Origin of the sequence: Actinoplanes sp. NPDC051633 (genome assembly GCF_040681735.1) — a bacterium.
In the GTDB taxonomy this organism is placed as follows: domain Bacteria; phylum Actinomycetota; class Actinomycetes; order Mycobacteriales; family Micromonosporaceae; genus Actinoplanes.
This window is the reverse complement of sequence record NZ_JBFAZH010001594.1, coordinates 1-1,421: the sequence shown is the minus strand read 5'-3', so window position 1 is coordinate 1,421 and position 1,421 is coordinate 1. Positions and strand designations below refer to the sequence as shown.

Below are 1,421 nucleotides of genomic sequence, written 5' to 3'. Positions count from 1 at the left end.
TTCGAGAACGTCCGGGCCGTGTACGGGGCGGCCGGGTTCGTGCTGGGTGCCGCGTACGCCCTGCGGGCCGCCGGCGACACCGGCAACGACGCGTTGTCCTGGCTCTCGCCGATCGGGTGGGGCCAGCGCACGTACCCGTACACCGGTGATCGGTGGTGGCCGTTGCTCCTGCCGCTCGCCCTCTCGGGTCTGCTCGTGGCGGCCGCTGTCGTGCTGCAGCAACGCCGCGACTTCGGCGCCGGGCTGGTGCGGCCGCGCCCGGGTCGCGCCACCGCGTCCCGCGCGTTCGGCAACGCCTACGGCCTGGCCTGGCGGCTGCAGCGAGGCGCCATGCTCGGGTGGGTCACCGGCCTGGCGCTGCTCGGTGCGGCGTACGGCTCGGTCGGGACCAGCATGCAGCAGTACGTCGAGGACAATCCCGAGATCGCCGAGTTCCTGCCCGGCGGGGCGGCCGACATCATCGACGCCTATCTCGCGCTGACCGTCGGGCTCACCGCACTGATCGCGGCGGCCTACGGCGTGTCCAGCGCGATCCGGATGCGCGCCGAGGAGACCTCCGGGCGGGCCGAGCCGGTGCTGGCCACCGCCACCAGCCGGTTCACGTGGCTGGCGGCCCATCTGAGTGTGGCGCTGGCCGGCAGCGCGCTGGCGTTGTTCGCGACCGGCCTCGGCGAAGGGCTGACGTACGGGCTGGCCACCTCGGATGCCGGTCAGGTGCCGCGGCTGATCGGTGGCGCGCTGACCTACCTGCCGGCCGTGTGGCTGATCATCGCGGTCGCGGTGCTGGCCATCGGCTGGCTGCCGCGCGCCGCCGCGGTCACGGCCTGGGTGGCGGTGGGCTACTGCGCCGTCGTGGCGCTGTTCGCCGACTCGTTCAATCTGCCCGGCTGGGCGCAGCGGGCCTCACCCTTCGCGCACACCCCGCGGGTGCCTCTCGACAACCTCGCCGTGACCCCCCTGCTCGTGGTCGGGGCGTGCGCCGCGGCGCTGTTCGGGATCGGTTATGCCGGTCTGCGCCGCCGCGACCTCGGCTACTAGGAGCTGGCCCGCGCACGGTCGATGAGAAAGGCCCTGGGAGTGGGGACTTTCGGCCCTGAACGCCAGGAACCGGTGCCCGGCATCGTGGAGTGGACACGAACCGGAGGTTTCGCCATGAGAACCGTCCTCGAGACTGCCGCGCGGTCCTCGCTCCGCGCGCCGTCGGTGTTCAACACGCAGCCGTGGAAGTGGCGCATCGGCACGGACACCATGGAGCTGACCGCGGAGCTGGACCGGCATCTGGCCGCGACCGACCCGGACAGCCGGCTGCTCCTGCTGAGCTGCGGCGCCGCGCTGCACCACGCGCGCACCGCGCTGGCCGCCGAGGGCTGGGCCGTGACGGTGGCGCGCATGCCCGACCCGGACCGTCCCGAGGTGCTGGC

The 1,421-nt window shown here is 73.5% G+C and carries 1 protein-coding gene and 1 pseudogene; both read left to right on the top strand.

The window, feature by feature from the left end; all coding sequences use genetic code 11:
• The coding region (locus AB0M20_RS43425) for an ABC transporter permease (protein ID WP_364307334.1) at window positions 1-1,038 on the top strand (1,038 nt) is incomplete at its 5' end.
• Between the two features lie 114 nt (window positions 1,039-1,152).
• Window positions 1,153-1,421 (top strand): annotated as a pseudogene (locus AB0M20_RS43420) (nitroreductase); the annotation flags it as partial.